Source organism: Solitalea longa (assembly GCF_002920915.1).
GTDB classification, from domain to species: Bacteria; Bacteroidota; Bacteroidia; order Sphingobacteriales; family Sphingobacteriaceae; genus Solitalea; species Solitalea longa.
On sequence record NZ_PQVF01000003.1, the window covers coordinates 42,616 to 60,514 of the forward strand.

General features: G+C 38.0%; 17 protein-coding genes and 2 tRNA genes. 11 read left to right on the forward strand and 8 right to left on the reverse strand.

What is annotated here, in order from left to right; genetic code table 11:
* Positions 1-48 precede the first annotated feature (48 nt).
* Positions 49-1,461 carry an ATP-dependent DNA helicase gene (locus tag C3K47_RS04530; RefSeq protein WP_103787936.1) on the forward strand — a complete coding sequence of 471 codons (1,413 nt, stop codon included), beginning with the start codon at positions 49-51 and terminating at the stop codon, positions 1,459-1,461.
* A 26-nt stretch (positions 1,462-1,487) separates the two neighbouring features.
* Entirely contained in the window at positions 1,488-2,327 is an 840-nt protein-coding gene (locus C3K47_RS04535; RefSeq protein WP_103787937.1) for a cyanophycinase, read from the forward strand.
* An 11-nt stretch (positions 2,328-2,338) separates the two neighbouring features.
* On the opposite strand, the gene C3K47_RS04540 is transcribed toward C3K47_RS04535, so the two are convergent.
* On the reverse strand, positions 2,339-4,228 hold the full coding sequence (locus C3K47_RS04540) for a beta-N-acetylhexosaminidase (protein WP_103787938.1): 1,890 nt from the start codon (positions 4,226-4,228) through the stop codon (positions 2,339-2,341).
* 245 nt (positions 4,229-4,473) lie between these two features.
* On the opposite strand from C3K47_RS04540, the gene C3K47_RS04545 reads away from it, so the two are divergent.
* Complete coding sequence (locus tag C3K47_RS04545; RefSeq protein ID WP_103787939.1) at positions 4,474-4,890, forward strand: hypothetical protein; 417 nt, start codon at positions 4,474-4,476, stop codon at positions 4,888-4,890.
* 8 nt (positions 4,891-4,898) lie between these two features.
* On the opposite strand, the gene C3K47_RS04550 is transcribed toward C3K47_RS04545, so the two are convergent.
* Positions 4,899-5,456 (reverse strand): hypothetical protein, encoded by a 558-nt coding sequence (locus C3K47_RS04550; protein WP_103787940.1) that lies wholly within the window; start codon positions 5,454-5,456, stop codon positions 4,899-4,901.
* A 66-nt stretch (positions 5,457-5,522) separates the two neighbouring features.
* On the opposite strand from C3K47_RS04550, the gene C3K47_RS04555 reads away from it, so the two are divergent.
* Positions 5,523-6,083: a DUF937 domain-containing protein gene (locus C3K47_RS04555; RefSeq protein ID WP_103787941.1), complete on the forward strand. Its 561-nt coding sequence runs from the start codon at positions 5,523-5,525 to the stop codon at positions 6,081-6,083.
* 50 nt (positions 6,084-6,133) lie between these two features.
* Here the strand turns inward: C3K47_RS04555 and C3K47_RS04560 are convergent, their stop codons facing one another.
* Positions 6,134-6,724 (reverse strand): DUF4230 domain-containing protein, encoded by a 591-nt coding sequence (locus C3K47_RS04560; protein ID WP_103787942.1) that lies wholly within the window; start codon positions 6,722-6,724, stop codon positions 6,134-6,136.
* Between the two features lie 221 nt (positions 6,725-6,945).
* Here C3K47_RS04560 and C3K47_RS04565 point away from each other — a divergent pair.
* Together C3K47_RS04565 and C3K47_RS04570 are read left to right on the forward strand one after the other, a co-directional pair.
* A tRNA-Leu gene (locus C3K47_RS04565) sits at positions 6,946-7,028 on the forward strand.
* A 40-nt stretch (positions 7,029-7,068) separates the two neighbouring features.
* Positions 7,069-7,150, forward strand: a tRNA-Leu gene (locus tag C3K47_RS04570).
* A gap of 133 nt (positions 7,151-7,283) precedes the next feature.
* Here the strand turns inward: C3K47_RS04570 and C3K47_RS04575 are convergent.
* Positions 7,284-8,000 (reverse strand): hypothetical protein, encoded by a 717-nt coding sequence (locus C3K47_RS04575; RefSeq protein ID WP_103787943.1) that lies wholly within the window; start codon positions 7,998-8,000, stop codon positions 7,284-7,286.
* A gap of 178 nt (positions 8,001-8,178) precedes the next feature.
* Between C3K47_RS04575 and C3K47_RS04580 the strand changes: the two genes are divergently transcribed.
* A complete protein-coding gene (locus C3K47_RS04580) occupies positions 8,179-8,595 on the forward strand; it encodes an EamA family transporter (RefSeq protein WP_103787944.1) in 417 nt (138 codons plus the stop codon).
* Between the two features lie 20 nt (positions 8,596-8,615).
* Here the strand turns inward: C3K47_RS04580 and C3K47_RS04585 are convergent, their stop codons facing one another.
* Positions 8,616-9,338: an energy transducer TonB gene (locus tag C3K47_RS04585; protein WP_103787945.1), complete on the reverse strand. Its 723-nt coding sequence runs from the start codon at positions 9,336-9,338 to the stop codon at positions 8,616-8,618.
* Positions 9,339-9,417: 79 nt separating this feature from the next.
* Positions 9,418-10,020 (reverse strand): NUDIX hydrolase, encoded by a 603-nt coding sequence (locus C3K47_RS04590; protein ID WP_103787946.1) that lies wholly within the window; start codon positions 10,018-10,020, stop codon positions 9,418-9,420.
* On the opposite strand from C3K47_RS04590, the gene pyrE reads away from it, so the two are divergent.
* Entirely contained in the window at positions 10,019-10,660 is a 642-nt protein-coding gene (gene pyrE, locus C3K47_RS04595; RefSeq protein WP_103787947.1) for an orotate phosphoribosyltransferase, read from the forward strand. The two genes, C3K47_RS04590 and pyrE, sit on opposite strands and share 2 nt — an antisense overlap.
* Positions 10,661-10,740: 80 nt before the next feature.
* On the opposite strand, the gene C3K47_RS04600 is transcribed toward pyrE, so the two are convergent.
* On the reverse strand, positions 10,741-12,231 hold the full coding sequence (locus tag C3K47_RS04600) for a S8 family peptidase (RefSeq protein ID WP_207765233.1): 1,491 nt from the start codon (positions 12,229-12,231) through the stop codon (positions 10,741-10,743).
* Positions 12,232-12,505: 274 nt separating this feature from the next.
* On the opposite strand from C3K47_RS04600, the gene clpB reads away from it, so the two are divergent.
* Positions 12,506-15,118: an ATP-dependent chaperone ClpB gene (gene clpB / locus C3K47_RS04605; RefSeq protein WP_103787949.1), complete on the forward strand. Its 2,613-nt coding sequence runs from the start codon at positions 12,506-12,508 to the stop codon at positions 15,116-15,118.
* 65 nt (positions 15,119-15,183) lie between these two features.
* Here the strand turns inward: clpB and C3K47_RS04610 are convergent, their stop codons facing one another.
* Positions 15,184-16,374, reverse strand: coding sequence for a hypothetical protein (locus C3K47_RS04610; RefSeq protein WP_103787950.1), 1,191 nt, complete (start codon positions 16,372-16,374; stop codon positions 15,184-15,186).
* A gap of 122 nt (positions 16,375-16,496) precedes the next feature.
* Between C3K47_RS04610 and C3K47_RS04615 the strand changes: the two genes are divergently transcribed.
* On the forward strand, positions 16,497-17,156 hold the full coding sequence (locus C3K47_RS04615; RefSeq protein WP_103787951.1) for a heme exporter protein CcmB: 660 nt from the start codon (positions 16,497-16,499) through the stop codon (positions 17,154-17,156).
* Positions 17,157-17,218: 62 nt separating this feature from the next.
* Entirely contained in the window at positions 17,219-17,881 is a 663-nt protein-coding gene (ccsA, locus tag C3K47_RS04620) for a cytochrome c biogenesis protein CcsA (RefSeq protein ID WP_103787952.1), read from the forward strand.
* The last annotated feature ends 18 nt before the right edge of the window (positions 17,882-17,899 follow it).

Consider the following 17,899-nt stretch of genomic DNA (forward strand, 5'->3'; position numbering starts at 1 on the left):
GTCCTTCTAAAATTATACTTCTACCTTCGTACTTTAATTTTCCCGTCCATGCTCGATTCAACCGTTTTAGAAAAAGTTTTTCCGCACCAGCCCACCTTTCAGCAACAGGAGTTATTCAGAGATCTCGATGAGTTTTTGCTCCGTCGAAGCAATAATTCGGTGTTTATTGTTCGGGGCTATGCCGGAACGGGGAAAACTACGGTGGTGAGTGCATTGGTTAAATTGTTGCCAATGTATAAGCTGAAATCGGTTTTGCTGGCACCCACAGGCCGGGCGGCAAAGGTGATCAGTTCTTATGCCGGTAAGGAAGCCTTCACTATTCATAAAAAAATATACCGGAAACGTGATGCCGCCAGCCCTGTTTCAGGGTTTTCAAGAGGGATTAATCCGCATACCGATACTATTTTTATTGTGGACGAGGCATCTATGATCTCTAACCAGCAAACGGATGGGCCTGATCTTTATGGTCAAAACCTGTTAACTGATTTGCTCGAATACGTATTCAATCAAAAGAACTGTAAACTCATTTTGGTAGGTGATACCGCCCAGCTACCTCCGGTTGGTCTTACCTATAGCCCGGCTTTAGACAAAGAGTATCTCGAAGGACATTATAATCTGGAGGTTAAAGATGTGGAATTAACAGAAGTGCTTCGTCAACAACAGCAATCAGGAATTTTGGAAAATGCTACCCGTATCAGAGAATTGATAAGTGATGAAATTGAAACCTTTCCGAAAATAGTGACTAAGGGTTATACCGATACCTACCGGATGAATGGTGAGCGCATGGTGGAAGGATTGAATTATGCATATGATAAATACGGTGTAGAGGATACATTGATCATTACCCGGTCGAACAAAGGTGCTAATTTATTCAATCAGCAAATCAGGGGGAGGATTTTGTATAGGGAGGAGGAAATATCAACCGGTGATTACCTAATGGTGGTAAAGAATAATTATTTCTGGCTTCCGGATGAATCAAACCATGCATTTATTGCCAATGGCGATATTGGTCGCATCCGCAGAATTAAAGGAACCTCTGAATTGTATGGATTTCGCTTTGCAGAGGTCACACTTGAGTTTCCGGATTACCCGGATGAACCGGAACTTACTTGTAAGATCTTATTAGATACGCTTACTTCAGAAAGCCCTAACCTGAACTTTAACGACAGTAAACGGTTGTATGAAGCCGTTAGCGAAGACTATAAACATATTTCCAATAAACGGGAAAGAGCTCAGAAATTAAAAGAAGATCCTTATTATAATGCTTTGCAGGTGAAGTTTGCCTATGCGGTAACTTGTCATAAGGCCCAGGGTGGACAATGGAAAGCCGTTTTTGTTGACCAGGGTTATCTGACTGAAGAAATGGTAAATACCGACTTTTTAAGATGGTTGTATACGGCGGTGAGTCGTTCAACAGAGGAACTATTCTTTGTAAATTTTAGCGAGCAGTTTTTTGAGTAAAGGTTAATAAACTTTATTTTTCCTATATGAAGAAAGAAAGTTTATTGATCATTGCTCTTTTGGCGTTTCTATCAACCATTTGTACAGCTCAATCAGTTAAATCCAAAGGCAAATTATTTATAATAGGTGGAGGGAAACGATCTGAAGCTCTCATTAACCGAATGATAACTGAAGCCAATGTTGGTTTAACGGATTATGTGGCCATTTTACCTTTGGCAAGCGAAGAACCAGATTCAGCTTATTATTTTGCAAAGCAGCAATTTGAAAAAGCAGGACTTAAAACCATCAATTTTAACTTTACTTCAAATAAACCTTTAGGTAACGCTGCAGTAGATTCAATTTCAAAAGCAAAGTTTATTTATTTGCCGGGGGGCGATCAAAGTCGTTTTATGAGCCTGCTGAATGGAACGCCAGTAAAAGAAGCAATTGTAAAAGCTTATTTTAACGGTGCATTAGTTGCCGGTACCAGTGCCGGAGCCGCAGTAATGAGCAAAGAAATGATCACTGGAAATGAAATTTTACATCCCGATTATCAGTCGACAGCGCAATCAATAGAAGCCGGAAATATTGAGATAAAGGAAGGCTTGGGGTTGTTGCAATCGGCAATTATCGATCAGCATTTTTTAATCAGAAGTCGGCATAACCGTTTGTTAAGTATAGTGATTGAATACCCTGGAAAAAAAGCGATAGGTATTGATGAATCAACTGCCATTTTAGTGAAAAATGGTTGGGCCGAGGTTATTGGCGATTCGCAGGTGTTGGTGTATCAAAATCCAACTAAATCAAAAACAATACAAAATCATAAAATGGGTTCCAAAGGCTTGAAGTTGGATATTTATTTGCCAGGAGAGAAATTCCTCTTATAAAAGATCTAAAATTAATAGCCCTGGCGAATCCGTTTATCCAGGTCTTTCATTTTAAGGCTAACTACCTTACCAATTTTTTTACCGTTTCTATACGTTACGGCTTTAAAGGTGTCGGCTCCTTTTGGAATAGTTAAGGGCTGCGAATAAAGCGGGTAGAAACTGTCCGGATCCGGGCCCTCGAAGCTATAATAAATATCGAGTCCACTAACTTCAGTGTTTACACTAATTAGGTAATTACCCTCATTGTTTTTATTTACCCGTATCACCGGATCGAACGAACTTAGCGAATAATTGATCTGAGCCTGGTCAAAGCGTGTAAAATGTGTTTCCATTCTACGGGTAAAATCATGCCAGTTGCGGCTTTCCTGTGGTGTCCAAAATACTTCGGAAACGGCAAAGGCCCTTGGCCAAACCATGTATTCAAGATGACGGGTATTGGGGATGTTTTCTGTCCAAACATTCGCTTGTCCACCTAAAATAAATTTCTTGTCAATACCTTCTGGAACCGGATTTAAGCTGTAAGTAGTACTTAAACGATTTATGGAGTAGGTTTTATACTCCACATCCGGATCGCCCTGGTAAAGGTCCAGATAACAATATTTATCGGGGGTCATAATTACATTATGGCCCATGTTGGCGGCATTAACACCTCCTTTAAGTCCCCGCCACGACATAACCGTTGCTTCCGGAGCAAGGCCTCCTTCTAAAATCTCATCCCAGCCAATCATTCTTTTGCCTTTGCTAATTACCAGCTGTTCCATTCGGTGTATGAAATAACTTTGCAAACCCTCGAGCGATGAAATACTGTCGGTTTTCATGCGTGCTTTACATTTAGGGCATTTCTCCCAATATCCTTTATAACACTCATCGCCACCAATATGAATGTATTTGCCCGGAAACATGGCTGCAATTTCGGTTAACACCGAGTCCATTAATTCAAAAGAACATTCATTGCCAATGCACAAAGAATTTTCCATTTTTTTATAGAATTTGTCACCAACGTTCGGTTTAAAATTGCCCCCAAAGCATGATAATTCGGGATAAGCAGCCAAGGCGGCTAATGAATGACCGGGAACATCAATTTCGGGCAGAACCGTAATATTTCTTGCAGCGGCATAATCCAAAATCTCTTTTACATCTTCTTTTGTATAGAAACCACCGTAGGTTGATTGTTCGCCATCTGCTTGTGGGGTTTGGGTCCACCATTCACCCATTCTTGGTGCTCTCCAGCCGCCAATTTGCGTTAACCTTGGAAAACTCTTGATCTCAATCCTCCATCCCTGGTCGTCGGTAAGGTGCCAATGAAAAACATTGTATTTGTACCGGGCCATATTGTCGAGGTATTTTTTAATATATTCTTTAGGGAAAAAATGGCGACAAACATCCAGCATCATGCCCCTCCATGCAAAACGAGGATAATCAACAATGTCAACGCAAGGGATCGTCCAAGCTACTCCGGATTTTGTTTTTGCAGACATTACTTCGGCAGGTAATAATTGAACCAGGCTTTGCATTCCATAAAAAAGCCCTCCTGCTGTATTTGCTGTAATTTCAATGCAATTGGCGTTTACCTGCAGTTTATAACCTTCGCTGCCAAGGGTTGAATCTCTAAGTGATGATAAATAAAAACGTATAGATTTTTGTTTGCCTAAAAATTGGTTTTCGTGAATCAGCTCAAAAGAAATTCCTGTTGAAACAGCGATCGTCTCTTTGAAGAACTGAGCAACAGATTTACTGCTGTCATTATTATAAACTAAAAAGACATCGGAGGTTAAGGTAAAATGCCCTGGAAAAGATTTAACGGCAACCGGTTTTGGAATGATATTATTTAATGAATCTTGGGCATAAGCAAGGGTGCATACTATCCCTATTATAATTATCAGCAGTAATCTTTTTAGCATTCGAAAAATTCACTCTTGTTTAGCAGGTCCGAAAATAAAGATTTTTAGGGTATAAAATTCCTCAAAAGCGATCAATGTCTTTTCGTAGGTAAACTAGTTGTTAAAAAAAGGTTAATATTTGGAGTGAATAATGTATCCGCTTTACAATTGGCCACCTTTTTTATTAGTTATTAATAATCACGTATTTGTACTTATGATTATAATTTTTAACTTGAATATCTTTGAAGGATCAACAGTCAATAATTATGAAACTTATAAGACCTTTTTTTACAGTTATCATACTTTATTCAATATTGATTTTTGGAGGATGTTATAAGCACAAGAACCATAAAATAAAGCTTCCTGAAACGGTGTACATAACTTCTCTTATAGCAAAAGGCAAGGATAATTTTGTGTTAAGTAATGTTAAGTGGGACAATTATTCGCCAAACAGATATGTGCTAAGCATTGATCTGAAAAATATTCCTATAAAATTTACAAACAATAAATTGCCTAAAATTTATTTAATGCGAAAACACGAAAATGATACCTTTTCAAAATATAAGCTGGATGAAAAATTATTTGATTTCGAATTCAGGTCCGATCAATTAATTGTTTACTGTAATACAGAAAATAGTTCTGAAATGGAAGGTGATATTTTGAGTTTCGAGTTAACGCCTTAGTCAATTGCCTATTTAAGCATTGCAAGTATTTTTTTTCCTCTTGATTGGATCCCAGCGGATCCATTTTTCATTAAAAAATGAATTTGTTCTTCCAATTCATCTTTGATCCATGGAAATTTAAAACTAAGGTTATATAAGGTTTCCATAGCGAAAGCTGTTACGGCAATTTTTGTTTTCGGATCAATCAGCCAATCAAATAAAGCCTCTATAGCCGGTTCTAAATCTGTTTGTTCAAGAGATGATCTAATTTCATTGTTTATTTTTCTGCTATGAAAATTCCGGGTGTATTCCTCGGCTATTTTAGCGTAATGTCGCTTGCAACTTTCATTGCTAACATGTGGTAAGCGACTTAAAAAGTAACTTAACCAGGGTATAAATAGATATTGATGGTTTAAGGCAATCTGTTCAAGGATCCAAGCGGCCCTAAAAGCAGGTTCTTTCTCATGATAAAAGGTAAGGTCGATGAGTTCCATTATAGAAACGTTGTTTTTAACCAATTCTGAGCTGATTTTTACTACTTCCTTTTTGCCAACGGCCTTCGAAATTCTTTTGATTAAATCTTCCATAATCCAGATGCTTTGCGAGGCAAAAATCGAAAACAATCACTAAATTCATAATCTAAATCTAATGTTATGCTCGATAATCTTTTAAACCTTGTTAAGCAATATGCGGGGGATGCCATAGTGCAAAATCCGGATATTCCGAATGAACATAACGATGCTGCAATAGAAGCTGCTTCAGGTTCAATTTTTAACAGTTTACAGAACCAGGTAACAGGTGGAGGCTTATCCAATGTTTTAAGTATGTTTACTGGCGGTGGAGGCAGTGGAGTTGGGAATGGTAGTCCTGTTACTAATAACGCCATGGCTAGTGTTGCCGGGTCACTAATGGAAAAGTTCGGGCTCGATTCTTCTAAAGCGCAGGGGATAGCCGCTACATTGGTGCCACAGGTGTTGAGTGGTTTGGTGAACCGAACCAATGATCCCAATGATTCGAGCTTTAATATCAACGGAATTTTTAGTTCGTTAACAGGCGGCAAAACTGAAGGAGTAAATTTCGACAATGTACTAACCCAGTTAAAGGGTAGTGATGGTAAATTTTCATTAGATGACATTACGGGATTGTTTAACCAGCAGGAGGGAGATCAGGGAGGCGGAATAATGGATAAATTAAAGGGATTGTTTGGCAGCTAGCATCAGAAATACAACTTGATATATGGAAGGCAGGATTTAACAATTCTGCCTTATTTTTTGTACTGATAAATAACTTTTTTGTAACCGAAAGCGGCAAAAAATGGAGTAAGTACTTTTTGTGCGCTAATTTTGGTTTCCTCTAAAATCCCGGCTTTAAGGGCGGTGGTTTTCAATTGCGCCTCGGCGCTTTTGTAGGCTTGATCAACCAGTTCGGCTTCCACTAAAAAAGCATAGCTGGTTTGATAAACCTTTGAATTCTTGTGATCGATCTTATAATAACAAAGTTCGGGCTGAGGGAGCTGAATGGTTAAAACAGTATCATTGGTGGATATATCGTTTTTGGTAACTTTTGTCAGATCAATACATCCCACGGCTTCTCCACTTACGATCAATAAGGCTTTAGGATCAGGCAGCCACTGTTGTATCATTTCATGCTCTACAATGTCTTTAAACTTATAACGTACCAATTCAAGCTTGCCGAGCGATTCAATTTTTTCGAGTATAACGTTGTGCACTGTAGTAGAGCTGGAGTCATTCTTTCCGCAGGTACGCATTGATAAAATACCTAAAATTAAAACCACCACCCAGGGAAAAATCCGGACAAAATCCGAACGTTGTTTTTTCTTTTCAGCGTAACTCATTCTTAAATTTAAAATTTAAGATGCTTAAACGGTAATTTGTGGGAATGTTTTTTGGTTTCAATCCTTTGTTTTTAAATTGAACAATTGATTACAACTTATTGATAAATAGTTTTTTGCAGAAAATAGCCTGTAGGTGATAGCAGAAAATGCGAAAAAAGGCATTATAGATTACAAGAAAGTGTTTTTCTAATAAAAGGGAGTTTATATATTTGCAACCCCACGCGCGGATGGCGAAATTGGTAGACGCACCATCTTGAGGGGGTGGCGCCCGCAGGGCGTGTGAGTTCGAATCTCATTCCGCGCACAATTTATTCAGGTTTTCGCCATGAGTAAATTTCAAAGGCGCCCAGGTGGCGAAATTGGTAAACGTTGCGGTCTCAGAAGCCGTTGGGAATACCCTTGCGAGTTCGAGTCTCGCCCTGGGCACAACATTAAAACAAAAAACACCTGTAAACTAATATTTTACAGGTGTTTTTTGTTTTAGGGTAAAACGTAGGTAAAACATTTAAATTTACGCTTATTATGGGTCATTGGCCCCCAATTTGAATTATCAATATCCTTAAGTTGTTAGTTTGAAATACATAACCCCAATAATCGAAGCGGTTACTAAAATCAGCCACCACATTCCTTTTTTTGTCTTGTTGTCAATGTTCTTACTTCTTTGGGTTTCATAGAAAGAATACCCTAAAAGCATTAATAAAACCGTTCCACAAATGCCTACAACTATTTTGTCTTTGTCTGTGTAAACAATCACCATTAAGCCAATTGTAAATAAAGAAAGTATGCGGTTATATTTTTGAAGAAAGGATTCATTGCTTTGAGTTGAAATAGGTTTTTTTTCGGCCAGTAATTTTTCAAGTTTTTCAATTTCATTAATTTGTGCAGGGACTGCAATTACATTTACTGCTGAATTCCCTTTAATGACAAAACCTCCATCAGATTTTTTTATTATTTCAGTTAACTCATTGTTATCAATAGTTATAGTTGGTGTATTATGCTGCTCCCTTACAATGCTTAGATCATCAACAGAGAGTTTATAACTGTCGAAAATTACTTTTTGTCTATTAACTCCACGATAGAGCCCAAATGCCATTGCTGCTAACATCATTGGAATTACATATGGCAATACATTTACGTCATCTGGTTGCCCATTCGAATTGAAATGACTTATGGCCAAACCTGCGGATGCAGCCAATAATGAAATTGGAATTGCTTTAATAAGTAAAGCGTTCCTTATCTCTTTAAATCCACCTTCTCTGATTTTGAAATTCTCCATTATTCTTATTTAAAACTAGGTTTTGGTTAAAACGGCCAAAAATACAATAATAGGGTATCTTGCAGAGGTAGAAAATACGTTTTGTTAAAGGTGAAAGTTCAAAGGTTTTTAATTGCCAATCCCTAATATTCCACTCTTTCTTTTACTATTTTTAATAAACAACAACCTTAATTCTGTTATGTGGATCTTCTATGCAATATTATCCGCTTTGTTCGCTTCGCTTACGGCAATATTTGCCAAGCTGGGGATTGCTAATGTGAATTCAAATCTGGCAACTGCGATCAGAACTATTGTGGTTTTAATTATGATATGGTTGATCGTTTTTACAAGGGGTGAGGCTAAGGGGATCAATATGATTTCAAAGCAGAACCTGTTTTTTCTTATTGTTTCCGGAGTAACAACGGGTTTGTCATGGGTGTTTTACTTTAAAGCACTGCAAATTGGCAATGTTTCGCAGGTTTCAATTATTGATAAATCGAGTTTAGCCTTGACCATTCTGTTAGCAGCATTATTCTTAGGAGAGACCTTAACCCTTAAAACTATAATTGGGGCGGCATTAATTATTGCCGGAACAGTGGTAATCGTTTTTAAATAGATAAATGCTTATGATTTGAATTAATTCAACTTATAAATTACTGGTAGTACAAATTGAAAATTAACGTATTCTCCATCGTGAATACCTGGTTCCCAATTAGGTAATGAGTTTACCACTCGAAGCGCTTCATTATCCAACTCATTATTTATTCCTTGTTTGATATAAGCTCCTGTTATCAATCCTGTAGGGTTAATCGTAAATCGAACCATTACCTTTCCCTCAATTCCTTTTTTACGAGATGAAGAAGGATATTTTAAATTTCGCTGCAAATAACTCGTTAAAGAATAGATGCCTCCCGGAAACTGTGGACGTTTGTGAAATAAGGTATGTGCTTTTTCCACTCCCAATGAATCATAACAACGACCTTCAATAAGGGAGTCTATTTTGTAAACATCCTTGCGTTTCAATTGACCATTTTTATAATAGGTAGTTACTTCACCATCTAATTGATTTTCTTTATAGCTTACCGCTTCTTTAAGTTGGCCGCTGTTAAACCAATATTTTGATACACCAGATAAAGTCATCTTTTTTAAATTGGAAAATGACTCTTCCGATCTTGGTTTTCCATCAATACTACATATTTTCTTTATTCCGGCAATTGAATCAGTCATGGTAATCTCCATTTTGTAGGTTGCTAATGACTGGTCCTTAACTTCATTGTAGTTAATGTCTAAGTAGGTAATCTGGCCGTGAGCGTTTAGGCTAATAAGTAAAACCGCAAGTATCCCCAAGAGCTTGTTCATAGTAGTTAAAAATGATAAGGAAAAATATTACTAATGTTTTTCAAAAGGTTAGTTCAATTACCGAATATAGTAATTATTTCTAAATGTCTTTAATCAAGCTTTTTATAGCCGGATAAGTGTTTTCAATAACCATGTTAAATTGCTCTTTCTTTAACCATCTCACCTCAGCAATGTCTTCTTCAGTTTGTGGTACCAATTGTTGGTTTCCGTTGTAATTCATTGCAAACCAATAAGTTCTTTTTAAAACCAGTTCGCCTTTTAATTTATATATATGGAAAGTGGATGGCAATTCATGGGATACTGAATTAATAGTAATGCCGCATTCTTCTTCTACCTCACGAACGGCACATTCAATAATTGATTCTTTTTTTTCGAGTTTACCTTTTGGCAAATCCCATTTATTTAACCGATAAATGAATAAATATTCTTCATTTTTATTTTTAACCAAGCCTCCGGCAGCTTCTATATAGCAGAGTTTTTCCATTAAATTTTTCAAGGCCTTTTCCGGAGAATCAGATTTTAATACTAGTGATTGAGTGGATTTTTCCTCTAAAATTTTTTCTATCTCTTTGGTTATATTATCTTCATTTACAGAAAATAATATTGTATCTTTTGGTAAATCATCGGGTTGAATAAGAAAAAGGGGTGTGTCCTTAATATAAATTATATACCTTTGCGCCATGTCTTTAAAGAATGAATCCGCTGTAAAGATTGCAGAGTTTTTACTGCAAATTAAAGCAATAAAATTGCAACCCGATAATCCATTTACCTGGACATCGGGCTGGAAGTCGCCAATTTATTGTGATAACCGTGTGTCGTTATCACACCCAAGTGTTCGCACTTACATCCGTCAGCAGTTAACAAGTCTCGTAAATGAAGAATTTGGTTCTGTTGGAGCCATTGCAGGTGTAGCTACTGCAGGTATTCCGCAAGGAGTGTTAGTAGCTCAAGATCTAGGGTTGCCTTTTGCATATGTTCGCTCAGAAGCTAAAAAGCACGGAATGGGCAATATGATTGAGGGTGAGTTAAAACCAGGAGAACGCGTAGTGGTGGTTGAAGATTTGATCTCAACAGGAAAAAGCTCTTTAGCTGCAGTTGAAGCATTACGTGCCGCAGGTTGCGACGTTGCCGGTTTGGTATCTATTTTTAGTTATGGTTTTGCTCAATCTGAAGAAGCATTTAAAGAAGCAAAATGTGTTTTTCATAGCTTGAGTAATTACAATGTTTTAATTGAAACGGCCATGAAGAATGGTTTCATTGCTGAGTCGCAATTAGATAACCTAAGCCAGTGGAGAGAAAACCCATCACAATGGGGACAATAATCGTTTTTAAATTATTTCAAGTATAAAACAAGGGCCAATGATTAATCTTTGGCCCTTGTTTTTATAGTAAACCAACTGTTTTAAAGGTCAACTGCTTTTCCGGCATTTACCCTTCCGCTACCGAAATAATCATCTTTTCCAGGTTTTCCTTTGTCATCTGCTGAGCGTTTTAAGATTGATTCAACCTGAGCTGGCGAAATATTACCATTGTATTTACCAACAATTAATGCTGCAACTCCGGCGGCATGTGGTGAGGCCATGCTTGTTCCTCCACTCCAGTACCATGAATTGTTGCCTGTGCTAAATACTAAATCGAAGGCATAGCATGGCGCTCCAATTACCACGGTACAATTTCCGGTAACTGATGGATAAATATCTCCACCTGGTGCTGCCAGACTTACTCCTGAGGTGCCGAAATTGGTGTAGGTGGTTGGTACATCTAAGTCAGTTGCAAAATTCTTAGCCCAGCCAATAGGTGATGAAGCTGAAATGCTGATCACATGCGAGCAATTGGAAGGATAATGCTCTAGGTCTTTTGAATGGTTAAAATCAAGTGCATCATTTCCTGCGGCGGCAATTATGGTTACTCCTTTTTGATAGGCATAAGTTGTTACCCGGTTCATGGCAACTAAAAGCTGTTGAATTTCTTTCGTTTCATTAATAACACCATCAGGTGTTTTTTCTTGAAAATGATGTGGAATAAGAGCTCCAAGGCTCATGTTAATAACATTTGCACCATTATCTGCCGCGTAAATTATTCCCTGCATCAGCCATGAAAAATCACCAGAACCTGAATCTCTTAAAACTTTAACAAGCATTAATTTGGCTTGGGGAGCCACTCCAATTACGCCAAATGCATTATCAGCAGCAGCAATTGTTCCGGCAACATGGGTTCCGTGACTAAATGGACTGGCTGAGGCGAATTCCAATGTTTCTCCCGGAACAAAATTTTGGCTAATACCAAGATTGATATTAGGAGCAAGATCCGGATGATCCAGGTCAAAACCTCCGTCTAGTACCGCAACGGTGGCTCCATTACCTTTGTACCCTTTTGCCCAGGCCTCTTTGGCGTCAATCGCTAACATACCCCATTCCAACGGGAAGTAGAAATCATCATCTGGGGAAGGAAAACCTGTATGAGATTCAGCAACAAGTTCTTGCGAAACTACATTTTCATTAGGGTCAAACCATTGGGCCCTGATATCGTGAATTACCGCCTGTACACCTTTGATCTTCGATGCTTTGTTGATAAAATCCGAATCATCAGAGCTGACAAAGGCAAGCCCGATCTTATTCAGCTTTCCATTAAATTTCCCTCCTGATTTTTGAATTTCACTCTCAATATTAACGGGTAAGCTATTCGTGCTTTGTGCTATTAAAATGAAATTATTGGTGAATTCATAGGCTTTAGAAGAAGTTTTGCCGGCTGTTAATGATTGTAGTTGATTGTTTTGCTTCGTGACATTAAGCGCATTTTTTTTCTGAACTTCATCTTGTTTAGAACATCCAAACAATAAGCTTGCAACCAACATTCCGCTTAGAATGCGTTGAGAGAGAGCGTAAATTTTCATAAAGTGAATTTTTAGAGTTTATAGGTAATATTTAGGGTTTATTAGGTTATTAAATCTACTTAATTACTTTAATAAAATAAACAGTAGAATGAATTGTTTATAAATCTTTTCAGGCTTAATATTTCATAACATCCTGAAAAAAAATCATGTTTTCAACAAATTGAACCGACAAATTGTCGCTATGGATTGGTTTTACCTGATAATTTTTCTGATTAACTTTACTATTCTTTGCTTGGTTAATTCTTTGATAAACCTTTCTCCGAGGATTTAACTTATGAATTTTAACAACTTCACAATTAAAGCACAGGAAGCTGTAAATAAGGCTTCAGAGATTGCAATGGGCTTTCAACAGCAGTCTATTGAATCGGCTCATTTACTCAAAGGTATTTTGTCGGTAGATGAGAACATTGCCGCTTATCTTCTGAAAAAATTAAATGTAAATATTCAACGCCTGGAGACAGGGCTCGATGAACAAATCCAATCGTTTTCAAAAGTAACGGGTAGTGGTTTGTATTTATCAAATGATGCTACAAAGGCTTTACAAAAGGCCAATTCTTATTTAAAAGAGTTTAATGATGAATTTGTTTCAATTGAACACATTCTTTTAGGTGTGTTAAGTGGTAATGATAAAACAGCATCGTTATTAAAGGATTTAGGGGTAAACGAAAAGGACCTGAAAAAAGCCATAAACCAGCTAAGAGGAGGTAACCGTGTCACCGACCAAAATGCAGAAGCCACTTACAATGCATTAAATAAATACGCCAAAAACCTTAATGAAATGGCGCAGCAGGGTAAACTCGATCCGGTTATTGGACGTGATGAAGAAATTCGTCGTGTGATTCAAATTTTATCGCGCCGAACTAAAAATAACCCTATTCTTATCGGGGAGCCTGGTGTGGGTAAAACAGCCATCGCCGAAGGTATCGCTCATCGTATTGTAAATGGTGATGTTCCTGAAAACCTTAAGTCTAAAACGATCTATTCACTTGATATGGGCGCCCTGATCGCTGGTGCAAAATACAAAGGAGAGTTCGAAGAGCGTTTAAAAGCAGTGGTTAAAGAGGTGCAGGGTTCCGATGGTGAGATCATCATGTTTATTGATGAGATTCACACATTGGTGGGCGCTGGAGCTTCAGAAGGAGCCATGGATGCAGCTAATATTTTAAAACCAGCCTTGGCTCGTGGTGAATTACGTTCTGTAGGAGCTACTACATTAAATGAATATCAAAAATACTTTGAAAAGGATAAAGCGCTCGAACGCCGTTTTCAAAAGGTGATGGTTGAAGAACCGTCGCGTGAAGATGCGATATCAATTTTGCGAGGTATTAAAGAACGTTACGAGTCTCATCATAAAGTTAGAATTAAAGATGAGGCCATCATTGCTTCAGTTGAACTTTCGCAACGTTATATTTCCGATCGATTTTTACCGGATAAAGCCATCGATTTAATGGATGAGGCTGCCGCAAAATTACGTTTAGAAATGGATTCGAAACCCGAAGCATTGGATGAGTTGGATCGTAAGATCATGCAGCTCGAAATTGAAAGGGAAGCCATTAAGCGTGAGAATGATGAGCCTAAACTAGTTCGCTTGAATGAAGAAATAGCCAATTTAAGCGAACAGCGCAACGATCTGAAAGCTAAATGGCAAGGTGAAAAAGATTTGGTGGAGGAAGTTCAAACCAAAAAGAAAGACCTTGAGAGCTATAAGCTGGCTGTAGAACAAGCCAAACGTAACGGCGATTTTGCTTATGCTTCGGAACTTCAGTACGGAAAACTGCCTGAAACTGAAAAGCAAATTGAAGAGCTGAATCAAAAGCTGGATGAAATGCAGCATGGTCAGCGTATGCTTAAAGAAGAAGTTAATGCCGATGATATTGCAGGTGTGGTTGCTCGTTGGACCGGTATTCCGGTAACCAAGCTGGTAGAAAGTGAGAAGCAAAAACTGCTTCACTTGGAAGAAGAGTTGCATAAACGTGTGGCAGGACAAGAAGAAGCGATAGAAGCCGTAGCTGATGCCATCCGCAGAAGCAGGGCTGGTTTACAAGATCGAAACCGTCCAATTGGCTCTTTTATTTTTCTGGGAACCACTGGTGTGGGTAAAACTGAGCTGGCAAAAGCTTTGGCGGAGATCCTGTTTAATGATGAGCATAATATGGTTCGAATTGATATGTCGGAATATCAGGAACGCCATGCTGTTTCCCGTTTGATTGGGGCGCCTCCTGGATACGTTGGGTACGATGAAGGCGGACAATTGACGGAAGCCGTTCGTCGTCGTCCTTATTCGGTTATTTTGCTCGATGAAATTGAAAAGGCTCATCCGGATGTGTTTAACATTCTGTTGCAGGTGCTGGATGATGGTCGCTTAACAGACAATAAAGGCCGGGTGGTTGATTTTAAAAACGCTATTATCATCATGACCTCAAATATTGGTTCGCAGATCATCCAGGAAAGTTTCCTTGAGATGGATGAGTTCAATAAGGACGAAGTGATTGCCCGAACTAAAAATGAGGTTTTCGAACTGATGAAGAAAAGTGTTCGTCCTGAATTTTTAAATCGCATTGATGAGGTAGTGATGTTTACACCGCTTGGCAGAGACGAGATCGGGGAGATTGTTCGCATTCAGTTTGCCAGTGTTCAGCGCACATTGCGGGAAATTGGAGTTGAAATGGAATCGAGCGAAGATGCACTTGATTGGCTGGCTCAATTGGGCTATGATCCGCAGTTTGGAGCACGGCCATTAAAACGTGTTATTCAAAAACGCATTTTGAATGAACTTTCAAAACAAATTTTGGCAGGTAAAGTACAAAAAGAATCAAAAATCAAACTGGATGTGTTTGATAACCAGTTTGTGTTTTACAATGCAAATGAAAACGAAACAGCTAAATAATAGTTAATTGAAAAGCAAAAAAGTCCGGTTTATCCGGACTTTCTACTTTTCTAAATACTTTAATCTTATTCAAATGAATTCAAGCGTTGAGGAGTTTGAAGCATAATTGATTGAAAACTATCCAATATTAATTGCATTTCATCCTGAACCCGTTTAATGCGCCAAGCCTTGTACTGGTCCTTTGCTTGTCGGTTCTTTTCTTTTTCTTCGTCAATATCAGTAATCGTTTCTTCACTAATTACTTTACCATTTTGGCTTAAGGTTGATTTTATCTTAAAGTCATAAAACCGGTATTGATAAACTTTTCCTTTCACACGCACCTCGGTTTTATAATCCATTTTAATCTTACTGGTTCGGTTTTGAGCTAGTTGATCTTCAAAAGCATTTGAACCATGGCCGCTATAGTAACCTATAGATTGGTTAATGCTATCCGGTACTGAGGTTTTAAAGGTAGGATACCGATCATTTAATGGTGCGAACCAGGTCGTAAACCATTCTTCACTATTTTTTTTCAGTAGTGATTCTTTTAAATCAGTAGAATCGGCCCCTGATATCTCAAACCAACCTTTTATCACTGGTGGTTTTTCCCCTTTGGCCAAAGCTTTTTTCGCAGAGTCGGTAGCCTTTACGTTCTTTTTGGTGGATGCTTTTTTCAGCGAATCGAGCTGTTTAGGTGATAATTTGAGATTGCCTTTTTTTGAAAGCGAATCAATTGCCTTTGTTTTTTTGGCTGTTGCTGATTTTTTACTCAGTGAATCCAAAGGTCTGCCTGCACCTTTAATAGCGGCTTTTTTGGTAGAATCACTTACAGCGACACTTTTTTTACCAGTTGATTTTTTACTTAAAGAGTCCGTTCCCTTAACCGATTTTTTGGCTGCGGACTTTTTTAACGAATCAGTAGCTTTTACAGTTGATTTTTTTGTTAAAGAATCTACAGGTTTAACTGTTTTTTTTGCAGTGGCCTTCTTTAATGAATCTGCAGCTTTTGAACTGGGTTTTACAGCTGATTTTTTTGCTAAAGAATCTGCAGGTTTAGCTGTTTTTTTAGCAGTTGATTTTTTTACAGAATCCTGTGTGCTCTTTACAGCAGGCTTTAAGGTTGAGTCAACAGCTTTTGCAGCTTGTTTTTTTATCGTTGTATCGACAGGTTTAGTGGTTTTCTTTACGGTTGTTTTTGTGGATGTTTTGGCTGGTGCATTCTGAGCCAAAACAGTCAATGGTAGTAAAAAAACAAAAAGGAAGAGCAGTTTTTTCATTCTATGTAGGTTCAATTTCTTGCGCAAAATAATATAAATTCTTTGATTCTACCGTTTCGTTGATCAGGGGCATTTTTCAAAATGAGGTTAATTCAATATTTTTGGCCGATTTAATTTTCTAAATGACTTTATATTCCCAGGTACGATCATTAATAAAAAAAGAACTGGTGCTCGAATGGCGCTCGAAATATGCCATCAATGGAATCTTGCTCTACATTGCTTCCACCGTTTTTATCTGTTATCAATCCTTTAAAAAAGTTGAACCGGTAACCTGGAATGCCCTTTTTTGGATCATAATGTTGTTTGCAGCTATTAATGCGGTAGCCAAAAGCTTTATGAACGAAAGCAAAGGCCGGCAACTCTATTACTATACATTGGTAAGCCCGCAAGCTATCATCATCTCTAAAATCGTTTATAACTTTTTGCTGATGATCGCTTTATCGGTAATTGCCTTGTTTTTTTATAATGTGGTTTTTGGGAATACCATAGGCGATGTACCCTTATACCTTGTGAGTGTATTGATCGGAAGTTTGAGTTTTGCCACTTCATTTACCATGATTTCGGCTATTGCCTCAAAAGCAGGCAATAATGCCACCTTAATGGCGGTGTTAAGTTTTCCGGTGGTAATTCCGGTGTTAATGGCCATTATTAAACTCTCAAAAAATGCCATGGATGGACTCGACCGATCAGTGAGTGTTGATGAAATCGTGCTTTTACTGGGCATTAATGTAATTATATCAGCCACATCTTTATTGCTCTTTCCTTATCTTTGGCGAGAATAAATTAGTTTAATCTCTACCGGAAGATGACCAATGCGTCATCTTTCATAATAAAATAATACTATATGACGAAGAATTGGTGGAAACTACTGGCCGTAGTGTTTATCATCTACACAATTATTGCAGGTTTACTTTTTAAAGTGCCGCATTTAGCCATTCTGCATGAATCGATTCGCAATCTGTATTTTCACGTTCCGATGTGGTTTACAATGATCATGTTGTTTTTATCATCGGTGATTTACAGTGTGAAATATTTGAAAAGTGGTAATGAACAGGATGACTTAAGAGCGGTGGAAGGAGTAAACGTAGGTGTGATCTTTGGTATTTTGGGTTTATTGACCGGCTCACTTTGGGCTAAATTTACCTGGGGTACCTGGTGGACAACTGATCCGAAGTTAAACTCTGCATTAATAGCCATTCTTATTTACCTGGCGTATTTGGTTTTAAGAGGTTCGTTGGATGAAGAGCAGAAGCGTGCCCGTATCGGAGCCGTTTACAACATTTTTGCCTTTCCGGTAATGATCGTTTTGGTGTTTGTATTGCCTCGGATGACCGACTCATTGCACCCTGGAAATGGCGGAAATCCTGGTTTTGGTAGCTACGATCTTGATAGAAATATGCGTATGGTATTTTATCCGGCTTGTATCGGTTGGATATTGATCGGTTTTTGGATTAAACAGCTCCGCTTCAGAATAAGAAAAATGGAGAATTATTTCCTTTCAAAATAAATTAAAACTATTGCTCTC